The sequence below is a fragment of the Acetobacter tropicalis genome (genome assembly GCF_001580915.1).
Lineage (GTDB): Bacteria > Pseudomonadota > Alphaproteobacteria > Acetobacterales > Acetobacteraceae > Acetobacter > Acetobacter tropicalis.
Window position 1 is genome coordinate 26,810 of sequence record NZ_LHZQ01000197.1, and the last position, 17,723, is coordinate 44,532.

General features: G+C 58.8%; 17 protein-coding genes. 10 read left to right on the top strand and 7 right to left on the bottom strand.

The window, feature by feature from the left end:
• The first annotated feature begins 38 nt into the window (after positions 1 to 38).
• On the top strand, positions 39 to 1,052 hold the full coding sequence (locus tag AD944_RS17250) for a helix-turn-helix transcriptional regulator (protein ID WP_045542754.1): 1,014 nt from the start codon (positions 39 to 41) through the stop codon (positions 1,050 to 1,052).
• On the opposite strand, the gene AD944_RS06980 is transcribed toward AD944_RS17250, so the two are convergent.
• The 3 genes from AD944_RS06980 to AD944_RS06990 all read right to left on the bottom strand — a co-directional run bounded on the left by AD944_RS06980 (position 1,042) and on the right by AD944_RS06990 (position 3,974).
• A complete protein-coding gene (locus AD944_RS06980) occupies positions 1,042 to 1,872 on the bottom strand; it encodes a sulfotransferase family protein (protein ID WP_045542755.1) in 831 nt (276 codons plus the stop codon). The genes AD944_RS17250 and AD944_RS06980 overlap by 11 nt on opposite strands.
• Before the next feature lie 179 nt (positions 1,873 to 2,051).
• Positions 2,052 to 2,483: a VOC family protein gene (locus tag AD944_RS06985; RefSeq protein WP_045542756.1), complete on the bottom strand. Its 432-nt coding sequence runs from the start codon at positions 2,481 to 2,483 to the stop codon at positions 2,052 to 2,054.
• A gap of 555 nt (positions 2,484 to 3,038) precedes the next feature.
• Positions 3,039 to 3,974, bottom strand: coding sequence for a LysR substrate-binding domain-containing protein (locus AD944_RS06990; protein WP_045542757.1), 936 nt, complete (start codon positions 3,972 to 3,974; stop codon positions 3,039 to 3,041).
• A gap of 125 nt (positions 3,975 to 4,099) precedes the next feature.
• On the opposite strand from AD944_RS06990, the gene AD944_RS06995 reads away from it, so the two are divergent.
• Positions 4,100 to 4,969 carry a pirin family protein gene (locus AD944_RS06995; protein WP_045542766.1) on the top strand — a complete coding sequence of 290 codons (870 nt, stop codon included), beginning with the start codon at positions 4,100 to 4,102 and terminating at the stop codon, positions 4,967 to 4,969.
• 220 nt (positions 4,970 to 5,189) lie between these two features.
• Positions 5,190 to 5,774 carry an NADPH-dependent FMN reductase gene (locus AD944_RS07000; RefSeq protein ID WP_035380459.1) on the top strand — a complete coding sequence of 195 codons (585 nt, stop codon included), beginning with the start codon at positions 5,190 to 5,192 and terminating at the stop codon, positions 5,772 to 5,774.
• Between the two features lie 149 nt (positions 5,775 to 5,923).
• Here AD944_RS07000 and AD944_RS07005 read toward each other — a convergent pair whose 3' ends face one another.
• A complete protein-coding gene (locus AD944_RS07005; RefSeq protein WP_231551702.1) occupies positions 5,924 to 7,102 on the bottom strand; it encodes a M14 family metallopeptidase in 1,179 nt (392 codons plus the stop codon).
• Positions 7,103 to 7,205: 103 nt separating this feature from the next.
• On the opposite strand from AD944_RS07005, the gene AD944_RS07010 reads away from it, so the two are divergent.
• Entirely contained in the window at positions 7,206 to 8,432 is a 1,227-nt protein-coding gene (locus tag AD944_RS07010; protein WP_045542758.1) for a glycosyltransferase family 4 protein, read from the top strand.
• Positions 8,432 to 9,589, top strand: coding sequence for a glycosyltransferase (locus tag AD944_RS07015; protein WP_045542759.1), 1,158 nt, complete (start codon positions 8,432 to 8,434; stop codon positions 9,587 to 9,589). The genes AD944_RS07010 and AD944_RS07015 overlap by 1 nt, the downstream gene beginning before the upstream one ends.
• Here the strand turns inward: AD944_RS07015 and AD944_RS07020 are convergent.
• Positions 9,480 to 10,754: a DEAD/DEAH box helicase gene (locus tag AD944_RS07020; RefSeq protein ID WP_248845811.1), complete on the bottom strand. Its 1,275-nt coding sequence runs from the start codon at positions 10,752 to 10,754 to the stop codon at positions 9,480 to 9,482. The genes AD944_RS07015 and AD944_RS07020 overlap by 110 nt on opposite strands.
• 79 nt (positions 10,755 to 10,833) lie before the next feature.
• Between AD944_RS07020 and AD944_RS07025 the strand changes: the two genes are divergently transcribed.
• On the top strand, positions 10,834 to 11,874 hold the full coding sequence (locus tag AD944_RS07025; protein WP_373317181.1) for a mitochondrial fission ELM1 family protein: 1,041 nt from the start codon (positions 10,834 to 10,836) through the stop codon (positions 11,872 to 11,874).
• A gap of 18 nt (positions 11,875 to 11,892) precedes the next feature.
• Here the strand turns inward: AD944_RS07025 and AD944_RS07030 are convergent, their stop codons facing one another.
• Positions 11,893 to 12,090 carry a hypothetical protein gene (locus AD944_RS07030; protein ID WP_035380451.1) on the bottom strand — a complete coding sequence of 66 codons (198 nt, stop codon included), beginning with the start codon at positions 12,088 to 12,090 and terminating at the stop codon, positions 11,893 to 11,895.
• Between the two features lie 41 nt (positions 12,091 to 12,131).
• Positions 12,132 to 13,019 carry a phosphoserine phosphatase SerB gene (gene serB, locus AD944_RS07035; protein ID WP_045542760.1) on the bottom strand — a complete coding sequence of 296 codons (888 nt, stop codon included), beginning with the start codon at positions 13,017 to 13,019 and terminating at the stop codon, positions 12,132 to 12,134.
• Between the two features lie 29 nt (positions 13,020 to 13,048).
• On the opposite strand from serB, the gene miaA reads away from it, so the two are divergent.
• From miaA to ilvC, 4 genes are all read left to right on the top strand, one after another.
• Positions 13,049 to 14,065 (top strand): tRNA (adenosine(37)-N6)-dimethylallyltransferase MiaA, encoded by a 1,017-nt coding sequence (miaA, locus tag AD944_RS07040; protein ID WP_045542761.1) that lies wholly within the window; start codon positions 13,049 to 13,051, stop codon positions 14,063 to 14,065.
• Between the two features lie 37 nt (positions 14,066 to 14,102).
• On the top strand, positions 14,103 to 15,917 hold the full coding sequence (gene ilvB / locus AD944_RS07045; protein ID WP_045542762.1) for a biosynthetic-type acetolactate synthase large subunit: 1,815 nt from the start codon (positions 14,103 to 14,105) through the stop codon (positions 15,915 to 15,917).
• Positions 15,918 to 15,987: 70 nt separating this feature from the next.
• Positions 15,988 to 16,506: an acetolactate synthase small subunit gene (ilvN, locus tag AD944_RS07050; RefSeq protein WP_006560244.1), complete on the top strand. Its 519-nt coding sequence runs from the start codon at positions 15,988 to 15,990 to the stop codon at positions 16,504 to 16,506.
• A gap of 55 nt (positions 16,507 to 16,561) precedes the next feature.
• Complete coding sequence (gene ilvC, locus AD944_RS07055; protein ID WP_006560245.1) at positions 16,562 to 17,581, top strand: ketol-acid reductoisomerase; 1,020 nt, start codon at positions 16,562 to 16,564, stop codon at positions 17,579 to 17,581.
• Positions 17,582 to 17,723 lie beyond the last annotated feature (142 nt).

Here is a 17,723-nt window from a genome sequence, read left to right on the forward strand (position 1 = left end):
AGAAAAATGCCAGTTCTCCACGTGAAAGTGTCCCTATCATGACGGCGGAACGCCCCAAGACCATCTCGGCCCAGACTGTCTATGAAGGTGAAGCCCCGGATACGGCGCTTCCGGCCCTTGTGCGGCTTAATGCCTATACCCGTTTGGTTGCACTTCAGACCGGCATCCGTATTCTTTATTGGGATGCTCGCACCGAGCATGATTTCAGTTACTCGGTCAGGCATGATGATGATCTGATCTATTTTGGAGCCTACACGGGCGGCAAAGCCCATCTTGAGGCCCGCTGCCGTGATGGTCTGACACATTATGAAACGGATGGCGGTCTGCATGATGCGTACATCGCCTATCGTCCGGGGTGTCGGATTGATTTTACCAAAACGGCAGGGATGGGCGCTGGTGTGACCATTGCCCTCAGCCCTTCGGTTCTGGCTGACCTGTCTGCGGAAGATGCAGCGTGCCTCGATCAAAAACTACGGTCAGGGCACTATTTCAATCAGGTGCGGGGCGGGCGGCAACTTCTTGCTTTTGCAAACGGATTGCGTGCAGCTGGCAGCACAGGCAGCACAGGCAGCACAGGCAGCACAGGCAGCACAGGCAGCACAGGCGAAGGCGAGCGACCGGGCAGCCAGTTGCAGATGCTGGGGCAGAGTTTGTCTTTCATGGGGCTGCTGCTGGAACAAATGTTTCAGGGGGAAGCGTCTGATACCTCCTTATCCAGGCAGGATATATGCAGGCTGAATGATATTCGTGACATGCTGCTGGCGGATCTTGCCGCACCGCCTCGTCTGGATAAACTCGCCCGACAGGCGGGGATGAGCGTGTCCCGCCTGCAACGGTCCTTCCGCATGCTTTTTGGAACCAGTGTGTACGCCTTTTTTCAGAAGGAACGCATGCAGGAGGCGCATCGGCTGCTTCTGAGTGATGAGGAGTCGATCCTCGGGATTGCGCTCCGCATGGGATACTCAAACCCCGGTCATTTTACGGCCGCTTTCCGTAAACAGTTCGGGCTCAACCCCTCAGACCTTCGGCACTCATCGCGCCTCAGGCGATAACCACAGCGCCACCCGTGTTCAAACCCGGCTCACGCCAGAACGTCTGGTGCGCCATGCGCTCGACAACATGAGGCGGCAGGATCAGCCGTTTCTGGGTGGGCTCCACACGCGGGTGGACGCTATGCAGGCCCGGTGTGTTGAGGGCAGCATCAAATGTTGTGGTGTCCGGTGGGGCAATATGCCGGAAATTATAGGAAAAGGGCGGCAACCCGAGCAGACGTTCCAAATGGTTCATGACACCGCTGGGAGAAGCCACAAGCCGGTCATACTCCACAACAATGACGTGGTGCGCGTAGGGGCCGAAAAACACCTCGTTCAGCAACCGCCATGCGTAACCAAAGGCACCCTCGCGTGAGGCCAGATAGTCAATGCGGTCATGCTGGGTGGCGCGGTGGGCCATGGGTACAAGTTTAGAACCCAGTAGAGGATCACGGGTGATCAGATGCTCGAACGAGTTGAGAATCCACACGGGGTCTCGCACACAACAAATGATTTTTGCTTGCGGGTAAAGGGTTGTCAGAAGCCCTGCATGTGCACTCCAATCCCGATTGATGTCGATCAGGAATGGGTTTTTGGCTTCTGGGTCAAGATAGGTTTGCAACACGCCGCGCATGATGTTCTGCCATTGGCCTTGAGCAAACGCGGGCTGATATTCCCCCTCACTCATAAGAGACATTATGCGGATGAGCATGGGGGCGACAGGCGTGTTGTGGGCTGCGGTTTTTACATAAGGGTTCTGCCGCAGAAGTGCCGCAAGCAGTGTTGACCCGGACCGGGGCAACCCGGAAATGACATGCACGGAAGGAAGGGCGTTTGACATGCCCGTGACGTCACCCCAAAACCGTCACGTCGTCTTCCCGAAAAAAGGATTTCAGTACCCCAATCCGTTTTTTGACACTGCGCAAAGTGGCGGCTTCCGGGCCAGATTTCGGGTGATGACGTGGCGTCACCGTGCCGTAAGGGAGTGTCCCGAGAGAAAATTCCTACTGCTCGACACATTTAATAATTGGGCCACAGGCCGGGGGTGGCGAATTCCAGAAGGTGGCCGTCGGGGTCTTCAAAATACAGGCTTCGGCCGCCTGCGGGCCATGTCATTTCGCCCCGGAAGGGAACGCGCTCGGTTTGCAGATGGTGCAGCCATGGTTGGTAGCTTTCTGCAGGAATGGCGAAGGCCATGTGCAGGGGGCCTGAACCATCGTGCCCCGGCACAACGCCATGGCTGTTGGGTCTGTCGGCTTTTGATGCACCGCGTTTGAAGAGAAGTAGCACCCCCTGACGCCCAGCATCAAACACACTCAATACCTCGCCGCGCTGCATGCAGGGCAGATGGAGCACCTGTTCGTAAAACAGAACAGCGCGGGCCATGTCATCCACATAAAGCGACGTTTCAAGGAGGCCGGTAATTGTCAGGGCGGTATAGGGGGCTGTCATTTGTCCGTCCTTTAACAGTGTGTTTGTGTTGTGAAAGTCCATGGCAAAGTGGCAAAAAGGGCGCGGAGCCCTCCCTTTTTCTCGGTCAAGCATCAGTCACACTGGCTGCGGCTGTACCTTTTCCGGCTGTAACGCATGTCTTTAACAAGCGTTTGGGGAGATCTGTTCTGTTTTTAGCTGGGACAGTCAGGGGGTAGGAAACTCCAGTGTCAGCCCCCAGGATGAAGGGGCGCTTGAACAGGCCGCAAGAAACGACGGCAGGCTTTCTGGAGTTGAAGCAGGCATAGTGGGAGCTTGATAGGTGCTGCGGGTTCCAGAAGTTATCCGCCCTCCTTTTCTCTTTCCGAAGTTTTTGGGCGTGGCGGCGTGTCTTCAGGAGTGTTTAAAAAAGCGGGGGGTGAGGGGTGCCGGGACGTTTCCATGGTGCGACGGTGGGCTGTGTGACAGAGAAGCCGTGATATGGACGGAAGAAGGAAACGCAACCGCGTGTAAAAGAAAACACAAGACATAGTATGGTTATTTTTGAATCTTTCTCTGTAGATGGTATTGAAATAATCACATTTCAGAAGATGATTTTGTGAATGCTTCCGTAGCAAGGTTGCGCTGGATACTGCATTCCTGCGCCAGAAAATCCAGCAGGGCACGCACGGCTGGCACCAGTCCACGACGGGACGGAAAAACGGCGTGCACAATGCCAGCCCGTGGGCTCCAGCCGGGGAGCACGCGCACAAGCCGCCCGGCTTCAATATCCTGCCAGATCATCATGGTGGGCAGTTGCACGATGCCAATACCGGCGAGCGCGGCTTCACGCAGCACGGCCATATCATCCGTTACCAGTCGGGGGTCATGAAAAATGGTGGCGGTCTGTCCGTCCTGACTTTCCAGCAACCACGAATGGGCTCCCGGCGTGGTGTGTAGATCAAGACTGGGGAAAGCAGTCAGATCAGCCGGGGAGGCAAGGGGGTGTGGCACCAGTGCGGGGGAGGCAATCAGGCATTGGGTGCTGGTATCAAGCGTGCGCATGACCAGATCAGAGGATGGCAGCGGCGGAAACCGGACGCGTATGGCCAGATCCAGACCTTCTTTCAGCACATCCACTCGCCGGTTGGTGCTGTCCAGATGCACGGTGACAGCGGGGTACCGTTGCATGAAGCGCGCCACAAGCGCCCCGAACTGAAAGTTGAGCAAGGCCACAGGGCAACTCAGGCGGATGACCCCGCAAGGCTCCGTCTGGAGTTGCGCAACGGAGCGCTCTGCGGTGTCGGCTTCGGCCAGCATGGCCACGCAGTGTTCGTAAAAACGGTGGCCTGTTTCCGTCACACTGAAATGGCGGGAGGAACGCTGGATCAGGCGCGTATGCAGCCGATCTTCCAGCAGGCGGATGCGCCGGCTAAGGAGGGATTTCTGGAGCCCGGTTGCACGGGCGGCGGCGGAAAAACCGCCATGTTTCACCACCTGCACAAAATACTCGAAGTCGTTAAGGTCTCTCATCGTTCCTTCCATAGAACGCATCGTTCGATCTGATAGTCTTCATGAGACAATCAGAAAAGCCCATGTTCATCTTCAACGGAAGAGGCATTGGGCCGTTCTTTCTCTCATCAACAGGACAAACCACCATGCAGAAGAAAATTCTTGGTCGTTATGGAAATGATCGTGGCCATTGGGTGGGAGATGGGTTTCCAGTGCGGTCCCTGTTTTCCTACAGTAATTTTGGCGAGCACCTCAGCCCGTTTCTGCTGCTGGATTACGCAGGCCCGCATGACTTCAGCCCCACGGACAAACGCCGTGGCGTAGGAGAGCATCCCCACAAAGGCTTTGAAACCGTCACCATTGTTTATGATGGCGAGGTCGAACATCGGGACTCCTCAGGCGCTGGCGGCGTGATCGGGCCGGGGGATGTGCAGTGGATGACAGCGGGGAACGGTATCCAGCATCAGGAATATCATTCTCCGGCCTATGCCAGAACAGGCGGTCCGTTCCGGATGGTGCAGCTATGGGTCAATCTGCCTGCAAAGGATAAAGGAGCGCCTGCTGGCTATCAAACCCTGCATGCAGTGGATATTCCAACCGTGCCGCTGGCCAATGGCGCGGGAAGCCTGAGGGTGATTGCCGGTGACTATAACGGTGTGCACGGTCCAGCACGGGTATTTTCGCCATTGAACGTGTGGGATGCCACGTTGCCGGAAGGCGCTCAGGCCATGCTTGATCTGCCGGAAGGGCACAATAGCGCCATTGTCTCTCTGGAAGGACGGCTGATTATCAATGGCACGGAGGAAGTGGGGAATGCGCAGTTCGTCCTGCTGGGGCGTGAGGGCGCAAGCGTGACGGTGCAGGCCGCAGTGCCTTCCAGCTTTCTGGTGCTGACAGGCCAGCCATTGAACGAACCTATTGCCGGTTATGGCCCATTTGTCATGAACACGCAGGACGAAATCCAGCAGGCGATCGAAGATTTCAGAGCCGGGCGGTTTGGCGGTATCCCGGCCTGATGGAGGCACGGTGTAGGAGCGATAGTGGAGAGGCTGGTGTAGCAGGGAGGAAAGGGGATCAGCGTCTTTTCTTCCTGCTGCCTGACGATGCAAGCCTCACACCATCCTGCATGCAGAGGAAAGTGTGAAAAATAAAAACGCGCTGCATCCTTCAAGGAAAATTCTGTCTGGAAGAATGCCTCTTCTGGAATACTCAAACAGGTAAAGGACACACAGGACCATGACACAAGAGACACCATTTCGGTTCGTCACGCTTCTGGGCAGCCTGCGTAAGGCGTCTTTCAACGGTATTGTGGCGCGTACGCTCCCTGACCTCGCGCCGGAGGGCGTGACCATCACGCCGCTTGGGAGCATTAGTGCATTCCCACATTATAATCAGGATGTGCAGGACACGGATTTTCCGGCTGAGGTTCTGGCCATGGCTGATCAGATACGTGCTGCGGATGGCGTTATTATTGTCACGCCTGAATATAATTACTCCGTGCCGGGTGTGCTCAAGAATGCGCTGGACTGGCTTTCCCGCGTAACGCCGCAGCCGTTTGCAGGCAAACCGCTGGCAATTCAGACTGTCTCCCCCGGTGCCATAGGGGGTGCGCGGGCGCAGTATCATCTGCGGCAAAGTCTGGTGTTTCTGGATGCCTTTGTTCTTAATCGCCCGGAAGTGATGATAGGGCAGGCCACAGGCAAGTTTGATACCGAGCGGCTGGAACTCACGGATCAGAAAACCCGGGACTTTCTGGTGCGGCAGATCATGGCGCTGGCGGAACTGGCCCGGACAGTGAAAACACAGCCCAGATCTGACTGATATAGTCTGTAAGAATATTTTTTCGTAAAAAGCTGAGGAAAGGAGATTAAAAAAGAGCGGCGCTACGCCTCATGCTGTCAGCAGGTTACCCCAGTGAGTGTGATGAGAGACAATGCATTCATACTCAAATAGATAAAAATGTATGTCGTTCATACAGCTTCCCCAAGTCTGGCCAGCCTTACAGCAGTGTGTCCACGCATGGGGCGTAGGTTGGGCAGCACCAGCACGCAGTTGCCATAAGGGGTTCTGATTTCATCTGGGCCATCAAATGCCACAAGGCTTCCGGCTTTTTTGACAACATCTCCGTTGCGGAAGGCGCGGGTGAAAACAAAGCGGCTGCTATGGGCCTGCACGGTGTGGGTTACAACCGCGCATCGCGGTGGGGCTGGGGGTGTTGCGCACAGTGTTCGGGGCGGCAGCAGGCCCATCTGTTCCAAAAAAAGCTGGGCGGTTATACGGGCCGTGGTAACGCTTTCGGGCAGCCAGTGCTGGCCAGCTTCCAGCAGGCACGCGGTTGCTGCCGTGCGGTTGGAGGCAAAGCGTTCATAATCAATCAAGCGTGGCCCTTCCTCGTGCCCGCCATCCTGTACCACCAGCGGCGGTTTTGGCTGGGCGGCGGAAAGGGTGCAGGCCAGCGCATGGCTTTTTTCCGTCAGGCCACAGAGGTAGGCGGGCGGAGAGGGCCAGAGCATGGAGTGCAGGTCCAGCAGGGCATCCACGGTTTCCATAATGGGAAAAACCTGCCGCACACGCTCCATTTCCACGGAGGAATGGTTGGAGCGGACAAGATCAGCGCACCACAGGCGGTTCATGTCCTCTTCCACAAAACGGGAGAGGGTGGGTTTTTGCGGGTCGAACCGGGAAAAAGCCTCCAGATTCAGGAAAATCAGACTCAGCCGCCCGCGTTGGGGGCGAATGGCGCGGGTAAGCAGATCAGCCAGCGCACAGGCACCGCTATACTCATTGCCGTGCATCAGGGCCGTGAGGGCCACATGCGGGCCGGGTTGACCTGCTTCAAAATGATGCACGCCGGGAATGCCGCAATTACCCGCTTCCCATGGAGAAAGATCGGGTGGGGGCACGGCAATTCTGAAGTGGGGTAACTGTGTCTGGGGGGGCGGTAAGGTTTCAGAAAGCGTGCGAACACGAATAAGGCCCCGCTCCGGGTTATGGCGGCGGGACGCGCAACTCATGATATGGCGGGCTCTGGTGGCGTAACCGCGCCAGCGGCAGCAGCGGGCAGCCTCTTTTGCGGCATGACTGCCAAGGCATGTGCCCACACCCATAAAGGGGCAGTAAAGGGGGCGATGCAGACAGGGCAGTTGCAATCAGTCACCATGGGCTGGGCAGTATTGTCTGGCTTGCGTGTTGGTGCAATCCCTCTCCCTTCTGGGGGTAGGCGCTTTAATACGTTTCTGACACAATAAGCGCGTGACGTCCGACCTGTCCCTTTTTCATCGCCTGTGGCGCCTGTTGCCGGTGGAACGCCGCCGCCGGGCGCTGGCCCGCATAACGGCAGCACTGGCCCCTAAAGCCACATGGCCCGCGCCTGTGTGTGATGGCAGGGTGGTGGTGGCGGGAGAGATCGGGCGCGGCTCGGGCCTAGGGGAAGGGGCGCGTCTTCTTTTAAGAGGGTTACAGGCCCATCATGTGCCCGTTGAGGCTGTTGAAGCGGGGCTGCTGGCACCGCGTCCAATAATGGCGAAGGTGCCATTTCTGGCGGAAAAACAGGCGGCTCTTTTATTGCACGTCAACAGCCCCCAAACGCCAGCGGCCTTGCTGCGCTTGGGCCGTAAGGCCGTGCGGGGGCGGCGCATTGTGGGTTACTGGGTGTGGGAACTGCCCAAGCTGCCGGAAGAATGGCGGGCGGGTCTGGAGTCGGTGCATGAAATCTGGACGCCCTCCCGTTTCAGTGCCCGCGCGTTGGAAGAACTGGCACCAGGACGTGTGCGGGTGGTGCCGTATCCACTGGTGGATGCACAGCCTCAGCCCTCCGCGCTAACGCGGCAGGATTTTGGTCTGCCAGAACAGGCCGTAGTGGTGCTGACATCCTTTAGTCTGGCCTCAAGCTTTGCCCGCAAGAACCCTTTGGCGGCTATTGCGGCATTTCGGCAAGCCTTTGGGGAGCGTCCGGACCGGGTGCTGGTTATGAAAGTCTCCAACGCCACGCATTATCCGGACGATATGCAAAGATTGCAGGCGGCCACGCAGGGGGCGGCCAATATCCGGTTTGAGACGCGCACCCTGCCCATGCCGGATGTGCATGCCCTGACGCGCTGCGCCGATATTGTGCTCTCCTTGCATAGAAGTGAAGGGCTGGGGCTTGTGCCTGCGGAAGCAATGCTGCTTGAAAAGCCTGTGGTGGCGACAGACTGGTCTGCAACAGCCGAGTTTCTGGATGCCTCCTGCGGCGTGCCTGTGCCCTATACGCTTGTTTCCGCGCAGGATGAGCGTGGGGTCTATCAGGTTGCGGGCGCGCAGTGGGCGGAAGCCAATGTGGGCGCTGCGGCACAGGCCCTGCACAGGTTGGCGGAAGATGCCCCCTTGCGGCGCAGGCTGGGTATGAATGCACGGCAGACTGTGCTGAAAGCCTTTGGAGCAGCCCCTTTGCTGAACGCTGTAGCGAGGCTGGGGCACGGGAAGGGTAACGGAGAATAATGCGCGTTCTGGTCTGGCAATGGGGGCGGCGTGGTGCAGGCCCTAAAATGGCCGTGGAACTGGCGCGGGGCCTGAACGCGCTTGAAGACTGTCAGGCCGTGCTGTCTCTTTCAGAAAAAGCGGAAATTCTGCGCGCCGATCCCTCAGTCACGAATGATCTGTCCGTGCGTACCTATACAACGCTCATGTCCCTGCTGGGGCGTGTGCTTCAGGCCCCGTGGCTGGTGCGCCAGCTAACGGCCAGAGTGCGGCGTATCAGGCCAGACCTTGCCATATGCGCCATGCCGGGCCCTCTTGATCTGCTCATGGCGCAGGCTCTGCGCCGGGCGGGGGTGCCGGTTGTGGTCATTGTGCATGATGCACAGGCACATCCGGGGGATGGTTTTCCGGGTCAGATCATGTTGCAACGTCTGCTTGTCTGGCGGGCGGATGCTGTGGTGGCGTTGACCACTCATGTTGCGGCTTTGCTGGAGGTGCAGCGCTGCATGCGGGGGCGTAAGGCCATTGTGGCGTCTCATCCGCCCTTTGCGTTTGAAGGTGGTACGGCGCTCGCCCAGCCGCTGGCGCATGGCGGGTCAATCCGTCTGCTCGCCTTTGGCCGGTTGCTGCCCTACAAGGGGCTGGACCTGCTGGCGGATGCCTTGCAGGAAATGGGTCAGACACAGCCCGGTTATGTGTGCCGGGTTGTGGGGAAAGGGCCGGATGCGCCTTGGTTGCATCGGTTGGCGCACGTGCCGGGTGTAAGTGTTGAAAATCGCTGGGTGCCAGAGGGCGAGATCGCCAGTTTGCTGGCGTGGGCTGATGTGCTGCTTCTGCCTTACCGGGAAGCGAGCCAGAGCGGTGTTGGGGCTGCGGCTCTGGCCGCGGGGCGTTGGGTGCTGGCCACCAATGTAGGCGGTCTGGCAGAGCAGTTCCGCAGTAAGCCGCAGGCCGTGCTCTGTGCACCCACAAGTGCGGGCATAGCGCAGGCCCTGCGGCAGATGATAGCTCAGCCGCCCCCCGTGCCGGAGCCGGAGGGCAATGCGACTGTCAAGGCGGATTGGGCCTCTATGGCCGGGAAGCTGCTTTCGGACCTTTGGTGCGTGTTGCCTCACCCTGCTGGGTCTTCTGCTGCGGGGCCAGTGGCGGCAAAGCCTGCTCCTCGGACAAAATCCTGAGCTTTACGGAGGCTCCAACCTCTATTTGCCGGAGTTTTTTGCGCTCTGTCAGGCTGCATAGCGTCAGGGCCGTGCCGGTTTTGCCGCCCCGGCCCGTGCGCCCGATACGGTGCAGATACGTTTCCGGCTGATCCGGCGGGTCCATGTTGATGACGGTACGGATATCCGGCACATCCAGCCCACGCGCGGCAATGTCCGTTGCTACCAGTACGGGTGTGCGGCTTGCGGCAAAGCTGGTGACGGTGGACGTACGCTGCGCCTGAGAAAGGTCTCCGTGCAAGGGGGCTGCCCCCACGCGGAGCTTTTTGAGCGCACTGGCCAGTTGATCCGCTTCCGCTTTGGTTTTGACAAATATCAGGGTGCGGCTTTTGCGGTCACGGTTGAAAAACGCCTTGAGGAACGCCAGGCGCTCGGCGGGCTCCACAAAATATGCGCCCTGCCGGATTGGCCCCCGTTTTTCGGGTGAGGGTTCAATCTGCACTTCCACCGGCTTGCGCAGAAGTTTCTGCAGGATGGGGGGCAGGGTTTTTGGCAGCGTGGCGGAGACCAGCATGGTCTGGCGCACCGGCGGCAATCCCTCCACCACGGTGGCGCTTTCTTCAAAAAATTCGGGGGAGAACAGGCGGTCTCCTTCATCCAGCACCACATGGGTGCAAGTGGCCAGATCAACCTCGCCCGTGTGGGCAAAATCCAGCAGGCGGCCGGGGGTGGCAATCAGCACACGGGGGCCATCGTGCAGCAGGTTTTCCGCCTGCGGGGCACGGTCCACCCCGCCATACAGGGTAATAATACCAGGTGTTCCGGCTTTTTGCCGGTTGTCTCTGGGGTTCAGCCCCAGACAGATGCGAAACACGCCTGCCGTTTGTAGAGCCAGTTCCCGCGTGGGCACCAGCACCAGCGCATCCTGAGGGCGGCGCGCCTTGAGCAACTGATGCAGCACCGGAAGGGCATAGGCTGCGGTTTTGCCCGTGCCCGTGGGTGCTATGGCCAGAACATCCCGCCCGGCGAGCGCCGCCGGAATGGCCTGCTGCTGGATGGGGGTAGGAGTGGCCATGCCTGCCTGCGCGGCGTGTGCGCACAAGGACGGCAGAAGGCCCATTGCCTCGAAGCTGTTGGACATGCTGATTTTATCCGCCTTGACCCGGTTCAAAAACATGCTTTGCATGGCGTGCTGCCGCTCTGGCTGCTCTGCAATATGCAGGCACCGGGCCGGACAGCGCATGAAAAGCGGGGGAGATCGCCTGATGGCTGAAGACGTATATGCTGGAAAGGCGACGGTTTCAAACACTCTCTTGCACCAGGACGCTACCGGGGCAGCGGTGCCTGTGTCTGCCTTGGTGGTGGGAGAGGATTTTGCGGGCATGCGCTCGCAGGCGTTGGGGTTGGTGAGCCGGGCAGGCTGGCAGAGGCAGTTTCATGCCGTGCGGCCTTCGCGTATCGCACGGCTGGCGCTGCGGGGTCCACAGTGGCTGCGCCCCCGCTTTCTGGATGATGGTGCAGGCCAGCCTCTACTCTCTGCCGCTGATCAGGCACGGGTTGTGGTGAGTATTGGCGGCAAAGGGGGGGCAGTGGGGGCGGCCCTGCGTGCGCCGGGGCGGCCCGTGGTGCAGATTCAGCACCCGCGCCAGCCGCTCTCCAACTTTGATCTGATTGTGGCGTGTGTGCATGATGAGATCTCAGGCCCCAATGTGCTGCTGGGCCGCACCGCCCTGCATGGGCTGACGCCGGACAGATTGGCGCAGGCACGTGAAACATGGATGCCCCGTTTTGCCCATTTACCCCGCCCGTTGATTGCCGGACTGATAGGGGGCTCCAACGGACGGTTTCAGTTTGGCGTGGGGGAAGCTGCGCGGCTGGGGGCCATACTGGTTAAGGCCGTTGCGGAGCAGAAAGGCAGCCTGATTGTCACGCCCTCCCGCCGCACAGACCCCCAGGCGCGGGAAATGCTGAGTGATCTGGTGGATTCGGTGGGCGGCACATTGTGGGATGGTGAGGGCGAAAACCCTTATGTGGGCCTTATTGCCTGCGCTGACCATCTGGTGGTGACCATAGATAGCGTGTCCATGGTGTCTGAAGCTGTGGCGGGAGAGGCTCCTGTCTCGGTTTTTCCGTTGCCTGGAAAATCACGCCGTATCACCCGTTTTGCGGAAGAACTTGAGCGTTCAGGCCGAATACGGGTGCTGCGTGAGCATTCCCCATTCAGAAAACTGGAGCCATGGGCTGTGGAACCACTGGATGATACGCCCGCGCTGGTGGCTGAGATGCACCGGCGGCTGGGGTTTTAGGGCGCGTGGTGTGCCCCTTTAGACCCAGATGGTGCCCAGCAGGATGAGTGTGCCGATAATCAGGGCAGCCACGTGGCGCATGACGTGTTCAGGCGAGTCTGGGGGGAGGGTCAGGTAATACTGGAAGCAGTAAGCCATCAGCGCGCAGCCCACCAAAGCCAGAAAGACGCGCACAAACGGAAAGGAGGAAATGTTGCGTCGCGGGTCGAACTGCATGGGGTGATCTCCTTCCTCTTTCTGGCTTGATGGCCTGCTCTTTATGCGCCTGAAAACGCTGAAGCCGGATAGCCTTGCACAAACAGCGCCGTGCGTAGTGAGGTATGGTTGATCTGCGCTGCAATGGCATTGCGGATGATGGGTTTGGCATAAAAAGCCAGACCAAGCCCCGCTGCCTTCAGCATGGGCAGATCATTCGCACCATCCCCAATGGCCAGTGTGGCGTTGGCCGGAAGAGCGTGTTTTTCCGCCAGAGAGGTCAGTAACGCCAGCTTGGTATCTGGCCCCAGAATGGGGTGCCCGGTTTCTCCGGTCAGTATGCCATCCGCAATGGTCAGGGTGTTGGCGTGGTTTTCCTGAAACCCGCATAGCGCTGCCACGCGGGAGGTAAAGAACGTGAACCCGCCAGAAACCAGTGCTGTATGGGCACCGTGGGCGCGCATGGTTTGCACCAGTTCCTTTGCGCCTTCGTTCAGTCGCACATCGTTCCAGGCTTTTTCCAGCAGGGAAGCAGGAAAGCCTTTCAACAGGGCCACCCGTTCGCGCAGGGCCGTGGCAAAATCAAGCTCGCCATTCATGGAGCGGGCCGTGATTTCGGCAATTTTTTCACCAATGCCCGCATGGGTGGCCAGATCATCCAGCGTTTCGTTCGCCACAATGGTGCTGTCCATATCAGACACCAGCAGGCGTTTGCGTCGGGCATCCTGATGTGTCAGGACCGCATCAACCGGCTTGTCAGCCAGCGCAGCGCGCAGGGCGGGCAGGCGGTCTGCCGCGGTGGCGGGGCAGGGAATGTCCACCGCTTCTCCGGCGGAGAGTGTGGTGACAGTCTGCGCGCCATCCACGGTGTCCCGCGCCAGGGCAATGGTTGCGGCATCAAGTGTGGCGGCGTCGCGCTGTGCGACAAGTGTCAGGACCAGGCTCATCATTTGGAATTGGGTGTGACAGGAATACCCGCATGAAGCAAGCGGAAGACCAGAGAAACAGCGTTGCGGAACGCGGGCAGGTTGCCCTGATCATTGCGGGCCCCACATGCTCGGGCAAATCAGCCCTTGCGCTGACTGTGGCGCGAAAATTGGGCGGCACCGTAATCAATGCGGATTCCATGCAGGTGTATCAGGACCTGCGGGTGCTGACCGCTCGCCCCCCGCCGGAGGAAGAAGCACTGGTGCCGCATCGGCTTTATGGTGTGTTGCCAGCGGCGGAAAAAGGCAGCGTGGCCTGGTGGCGTGCGCAGGCTCTGGCCGCCATGGAGGAAGCATGGCAGGCGGGGCGACTGCCCATTCTGTGCGGTGGCACCGGCATGTATATGCGTGCCCTGACAGATGGTCTGGCCGAAATACCGGATTGCGGAGAGGCTGCCCGCACCGAGGCGCGACGTCTGGTGGCGGAGGAGGGGCCGGAAGCCCTGCATGCCAGACTGGCGGATGTTGATCCGGATATGGCCAGCCGCCTGCGCCCGGTGGATTCTCAGCGGGTTTCCCGTGCGTGGGAGGTCTGGCGAGGCACGGGGCGTAGCCTTGCGTGGTGGCAGGCCCAGCCCGGTTTGCCACCTGCGCCCTGCCGCTTTGTGGCTGTGCGCCTTCTTCCGCCACGCTCAGACCTACGGGCCAGAATTGCGGTGCGGTTTGACCATATGATGCAGCATGGAGCCATAGAAGAGGTGGAAGCCCTGCTGGCGCAGCATCTTGACCCCGCTTTGCCTGCCATGCGGGCGCATGGTGTGCCGGAACTTTCAGCCTTTCTGCGTGGTGAAATTCCGCAGGAGGAAGCCATACGGCTGGCGGTGCTGGCAACGGGAAAATATACCCGCAGGCAGGCCACCTGGTTTGCGCATCACGCACTCTCTCAACCGGGGCTGACATACGATCTTGATATGTGCATGCCACCTTCCGAGCAATTTTCGGAAAGAAAATTCAGTGAAATTATTTCTTTTATTCTATCCGGGATTGACGATGCCAGCAGGGTTCCCTAAAGATGCCGCCCAACCCGCTTTTGGGAGATAGGAAGAAATGACACCGAAAACCGCTTCTGCCACCATGGCCGCACAGACCCCCACCACCCTACCGGGTGCGGAAGTCCTTATGCGTGCGCTTGCTGAGCAGGGCGTTGAGGTTATTTTCGGCTATCCCGGTGGGGCTGTCCTACCTATTTATGATGCCCTGTTCCGCCAGAACCATATCCGGCATGTGCTGGTGCGGCATGAGCAGGCGGCTGTGCACGCGGCTGAAGCCTATGCCCGTTCAACCGGCAAGGTGGGCGTGGTGCTGGTTACCAGTGGTCCCGGTGCCACCAATGCCGTAACCGGCCTGCTGGACGCCATGATGGATTCCATTCCGCTGGTGTGTCTCTCCGGTCAGGTGCCCACGGCGCTGATCGGGAATGATGCCTTTCAGGAGGCAGATACCACCGGCATTACCCGCCCGGTGACCAAATACAATTATCTGGTACGTCGCCCGGAAGATCTGGCCCCTGCGGTGCATGAAGCATTTGCCATTGCGCAGTCTGGCCGCCCCGGCCCGGTGCTGATTGATCTGCCCAAGAATATTACAGTGGGTGATGCGCCGTACGTTGGGGCCGATCAGGTCAAGCCGCGCACAGGCAAAGTGCAGGTTGACCCCGAGCGTGAGGCCGTGGCCCGTGCCGTTGCCGCCATGAAAAAGGCGCGTCGTCCGCTGTTCTATACAGGCGGTGGCGTGATCAACTCCGGCCCGGAAGCCAGTGAAGGCCTGCGCAAGCTGGCAAAGCTGACGGGCTTTCCGGTTACCTCCACCCTGATGGGGCTTGGTGCATTTCCGGGCACGGATAAGCAGTTCCTGGGTATGCTGGGCATGCACGGCACGTACGAAGCCAATCTGGCGACGCACGGATGTGATGTGCTGATTGCTCTGGGCAGCCGGTTTGATGATCGCGTAACCGGTCGGCTGGATGCGTTTTCACCCGATTCCTTTAAAATTCATGCGGATATTGATCCTTCCCAGATTAACAAGATCATCCATGTTGATCTGCCGATTATCGGCGATGTGGGCCGGACTATCGCGCTGATGATTGAAGAGTGGGAAAAACAGCCTGCTTATGAACACAAGGCCGAGCTGGCGGCGTGGTGGGAGCAGATTGAGGCATGGCGGGGGCTGAACTGCCTGCGCTTTAATCAGGATCACGCACCCGAAGCCATTATCAAACCGCAGCAGGCCATCCAGCGTATTTATGAACTGGCGCAGGAAACCGGGCGCGATACGTTTGTCTCCACGGAAGTGGGACAGCATCAGATGTGGGCGGCTCAGTTCTTCAAGTTTGATGCCCCCAACCGTTGGCTGACGTCTGGCGGCCTTGGCACCATGGGGTATGGCCTACCCGCCGCCGTTGGGGCGCAGATTGCCCACCCGGATGCGCTGGTGCTGGATGTTGCCGGGGAAGCCTCAACCCTGATGAACATTCAGGAACTGGGCACCATTGCCCAGTATCGCCTGCCGGTTAAGCTGTTCATCATCAATAATCACTATATGGGCATGGTGCGCCAGTGGCAGGAACTGCTGCACGGCTCGCGCTATTCTGAAAGCTATAGTGATGCGCTGCCGGATTTTGTAAAACTGGCGGAAAGCTTCCACGCCAAAGGGCTGCGCGCCACACAGATGGACCAGCTTGATGGTGTGATCCGTGAGGCACTGGCGCATGATGGGCCGGTGGTTGTGGATCTGTGCGTGGCGGAAGGGGAAAACTGCTTCCCCATGATTCCATCCGGCGCTGCGCATAACGAGATGATCCTTGGGCCGGAACAGGAAGAGCGTGGCGCAAAGGTCACGCGTGAGGGCATGATGCTTGTCTGACGCCCCACCTTTTTGTTCCGTGGCGTGATGATACGCCTTTAGTCTTGCGTGATTTTCAGGAAGTTTTTCAATGCAGCAGAATGCTCCCGGCTCTGCGGTTATCTCCCTGCTGGTAGATAACGAAAGCGGTGCGCTGGCCCGTATTATCGGTCTGTTTTCAGGGCGTGGATACAATATCCGCAGCCTGACCGTGGCTCCAGTGGATGAAGAGGGACTGGTGTCCCGCGTTAATATTGTCACCACCGGCACCCCGGCAGATATCCGGCAGGTGAAGGCGCAGATCGAACGTCTGGTGCCTGTCTCCCGCGTGGTTGATCTTTCTTCCGCCGGGCCGCATGTGGCGCGGGAGATGGCGCTTATCAAGGTTGTGTCCTCTGGTGAGCCGCGTACCGAGGCGCTGCGTATTGCGCAGGCGTTCCGTGCCCGCGCGGTGGATACCACGGCCTCTTCCTTCGTGTTTGAACTGACCGGTTCAACCGACAAACTTGACAGTTTCATTGAACTGATGCGTCCGCTTGGGCTGGCTGAGGTTTCCCGCACCGGAATCGCGGCAATCTGCCGCGGACCGCAGACAATTCAGAGTCACTGAAGATAACAGAGCGGCAGGAAAAACCCCTGCCGTGGTAAGGAGAAAAACAATGTCTATGCGTGTTTATTACGACCGTGATGCGGACGTGAACCTGATCAAATCCAAAAAGGTTGCGGTTATCGGGTATGGCAGCCAGGGCCACGCCCACGCCAACAACCTGAAAGACAGCGGCGTCAAGGACATCGTGATCGGTCTGCGTGAAGAATCTTCCGCCGTGAAAAAGGCGCAGGATGCTGGCTTCACCGTGATGACGCCTGATAAAGCCGCTGCCTGGGCCGATGTTGTGATGGTGCTGACGCCTGATGAAGGCCAGGGCACGCTGTACAAAGAATCTCTGGAAAAGAACCTGAAGCAGGGTGCCGCTCTGGCGTTTGCTCATGGTCTGTCCATCCACTTCCGCATCATTGAAGCCCGTCCTGATCTGGACGTGTTCCTGATCGCACCGAAGGGCCCCGGCCATACCGTGCGTTCCGAATACCAGCGTGGCGGCGGTGTTCCCTGTCTGGTGGCTATCGCGCAGGATAAGTCCGGTTCCGCTCTGGAAATCGCGCTGTCCTACGCATCTGCTATTGGTGGTGGCCGTGCAGGCACCATTGAAACCAGCTTCAAGGAAGAAGTGGAAACCGATCTGTTTGGTGAACAGGCCGTGCTTTGCGGTGGTCTGGTTGAACTGATCCGCGCTGGTTTTGAAACGCTGGTTGAAGGTGGTTACGCACCGGAAATGGCGTATTTCGAATGTCTGCACGAAATGAAGCTGATCGTGGATCTGATCTACGAAGGCGGCATTGCCAACATGAACTACTCCATCTCCAACACGGCTGAGTATGGTGAGTATGTGTCTGGCCCGCGTGTGATCACGCCGGACACCAAGAAGGCCATGAAGGACATTCTGACCGACATTCAGAACGGCACCTTTGTGCGTAACTTCATTCTGGAAAACCAGTCTGGCAACATTGGCTTCAAGGCTACCCGCGCCATTAACGATGCCCACCAGATTGAAGCCGTTGGTGAAAAACTGCGTGGCATGATGCCGTGGATTTCCAAATCCCGTCTGGTTGACAAAACCAAGAACTGATCAGCCAGCCTGTTCTTTCAGGTTTCTGACAAAAAGCCCTGCCGTGCTTACGCGGCAGGGCTTTTTTGTTTGAAAGACCAAAGACTTCGCGCAACGCTCGCCCTCAGAGCAGAGCAGAGCAGAGCAGAGCAGAGCAGAGCAG

Excerpts from the sequence above, each read along its gene's own strand:
- AD944_RS07025 (WP_373317181.1), top strand. The coding sequence starts at position 10,834 with ATGGCTGAAGACGTATATGCTGGAAAGGCGACGGTTTCAAACACTCTC.
- AD944_RS06980 (WP_045542755.1), bottom strand. The coding sequence starts at position 1,872 with ATGTCAAACGCCCTTCCTTCCGTGCATGTCATTTCCGGGTTGCCCCGG.
- AD944_RS17250 (WP_045542754.1), top strand. The coding sequence starts at position 39 with ATGACGGCGGAACGCCCCAAGACCATCTCGGCCCAGACTGTCTATGAA.
- AD944_RS07030 (WP_035380451.1), bottom strand. The coding sequence starts at position 12,090 with ATGCAGTTCGACCCGCGACGCAACATTTCCTCCTTTCCGTTTGTGCGC.
- AD944_RS06995 (WP_045542766.1), top strand. The coding sequence starts at position 4,100 with ATGCAGAAGAAAATTCTTGGTCGTTATGGAAATGATCGTGGCCATTGG.
- ilvC (WP_006560245.1), top strand. The coding sequence starts at position 16,562 with ATGCGTGTTTATTACGACCGTGATGCGGACGTGAACCTGATCAAATCC.
- ilvB (WP_045542762.1), top strand. The coding sequence starts at position 14,103 with ATGACACCGAAAACCGCTTCTGCCACCATGGCCGCACAGACCCCCACC.
- AD944_RS07000 (WP_035380459.1), top strand. The coding sequence starts at position 5,190 with ATGACACAAGAGACACCATTTCGGTTCGTCACGCTTCTGGGCAGCCTG.
- AD944_RS07015 (WP_045542759.1), top strand. The coding sequence starts at position 8,432 with ATGCGCGTTCTGGTCTGGCAATGGGGGCGGCGTGGTGCAGGCCCTAAA.
- miaA (WP_045542761.1), top strand. The coding sequence starts at position 13,049 with ATGAAGCAAGCGGAAGACCAGAGAAACAGCGTTGCGGAACGCGGGCAG.
- AD944_RS07020 (WP_248845811.1), bottom strand. The coding sequence starts at position 10,754 with ATGCAAAGCATGTTTTTGAACCGGGTCAAGGCGGATAAAATCAGCATG.
- AD944_RS06990 (WP_045542757.1), bottom strand. The coding sequence starts at position 3,974 with ATGAGAGACCTTAACGACTTCGAGTATTTTGTGCAGGTGGTGAAACAT.
- ilvN (WP_006560244.1), top strand. The coding sequence starts at position 15,988 with ATGCAGCAGAATGCTCCCGGCTCTGCGGTTATCTCCCTGCTGGTAGAT.
- serB (WP_045542760.1), bottom strand. The coding sequence starts at position 13,019 with ATGATGAGCCTGGTCCTGACACTTGTCGCACAGCGCGACGCCGCCACA.
- AD944_RS06985 (WP_045542756.1), bottom strand. The coding sequence starts at position 2,483 with ATGACAGCCCCCTATACCGCCCTGACAATTACCGGCCTCCTTGAAACG.